The 1,425-nt window shown below is 34.9% G+C and carries 1 protein-coding gene; it reads left to right on the top strand.

Annotation, left to right across the window (positions count from 1 at the left end; translation table 11 throughout):
- The first annotated feature begins 218 nt into the window (after positions 1-218).
- Entirely contained in the window at positions 219-1,097 is an 879-nt protein-coding gene (locus tag BBROOKSOX_RS11025) for a hypothetical protein (protein ID WP_218973750.1), read from the top strand.
- The last annotated feature ends 328 nt before the right edge of the window (positions 1,098-1,425 follow it).

Here is a 1,425-nt window from a genome sequence, read left to right as displayed (position 1 = left end):
CAGGTATTTTAGCAAAAGTTGGTTGATTTGTCTATGGTTATTGTTGGTTTTATTGTTATAAATCAATTTGTTGTGTGGTTTTTAAGGGTTGACTATTTATGCAAAGGCCTCGTGGAATGAAAGTTAAAAAAACATTTATACCTCAAAAATTATGTAGAATAAAGAGGTGTAGACAATTTCTAGAGATGCTCTAGAGGTGTTAGTTTATTTAATTTGTAATGAAAAAAATGAAAATAATAAAATTATATGTTTTAGGTTTGTTGCTTCTTAGTAGTTTTAATGTGCTAGGAGAAAAAGAATGTAATATTATAACAAATGACAAAAGTTCATATGCAATCAAATCATCAATTTATTCATATTTAAACAAGACTGAGCTTAATACTTGTAAATGCCAAGCAGGATATGAATTTGATCCCTATATTCCTAAGGGAGAATTTTTCTCCAAAGGTCGTGAAGAAAATTCTTTTAGCGAAAAACCACTGGCTTTAGGGGGAGCGCGGTTGCAGTGCGTTACACCAAAAGATGATGCAAAGCTATCAACAGTTGAATGGGCGGTACCTATTGCTGTGCTTTCTGTAATGGCTACGAGTACAGCGGTTGGCTATTATATGCTTAAACGACCAGTTTCGTCGGGTGGCGCTTCAAATACAAGTGTAATCGTAACATCTGAAGACGGGTATCTTGTTCCTGCCAATACAAACCTTCATGTGAGTTTGGACAATACATCGGCTGAACCAATTTCTGTAGTATATGATGAAGTACCAGTATATGATGAAGTACCAGTATATGATGAAGTACCAGTATATGATGATGGGTTCGCTGGTTCAATATATAATCAGGAGGATCCAGTATATGATGAAATATCTAATGTAATATCAACACCTGTAAACAGCCATTATGAGTTAGGAGATCAATTAGGAGATATAATTAGTGCATCTAGTAACGAGGCAACTGTTAATGTTAGATCTGGGGGTTTAGCGCTACGCTATACTGCCGATATCAAACTAAGGGTCCGTTCTCCCGCTGCAGAAAAAGCATACAATGAGATATTTGGCAATACAAAGGTACAATCAAGACCTAGATGTAATACACTATAACCTACCCAAAAAAACCTCGGCACAGTTTACGAGAGACCTTTGCGTAAATATGAGCAACCCTCAAAACGCCATTTTTCACTAATTAGTCAACCCTTAAAAACCACACAACAAATTGATTTATAACAATAAAACCAACAATAACCATAGACAAATCAACCAACTTTTGCTAAAATACCTCTTATTTCTTGGTCGTTTTGCTTAAAAAAAATGTTAACTAAATCCAGCCCAATATCCACCCAATCAAATCTTTTTCATTCAGAGCTCTTTTCTCAATTAGATGTCAAAGACCCTTTAATACAACTAGCCAACACTATTAATTGGACAGTCT

The sequence above is a fragment of the bacterium endosymbiont of Bathymodiolus sp. 5 South genome (assembly GCF_900128535.1).
Classification (GTDB): Bacteria; Pseudomonadota; Gammaproteobacteria; order PS1; family Pseudothioglobaceae; genus Thiodubiliella.
This window is presented reverse-complemented; position numbering and strand designations above follow the sequence as displayed.

Bases quoted from the DNA above. Each gene is read 5' to 3' on its own strand.
- BBROOKSOX_RS11025 (WP_218973750.1), top strand. From the start codon at position 219: ATGAAAAAAATGAAAATAATAAAATTATATGTTTTAGGTTTGTTGCTT.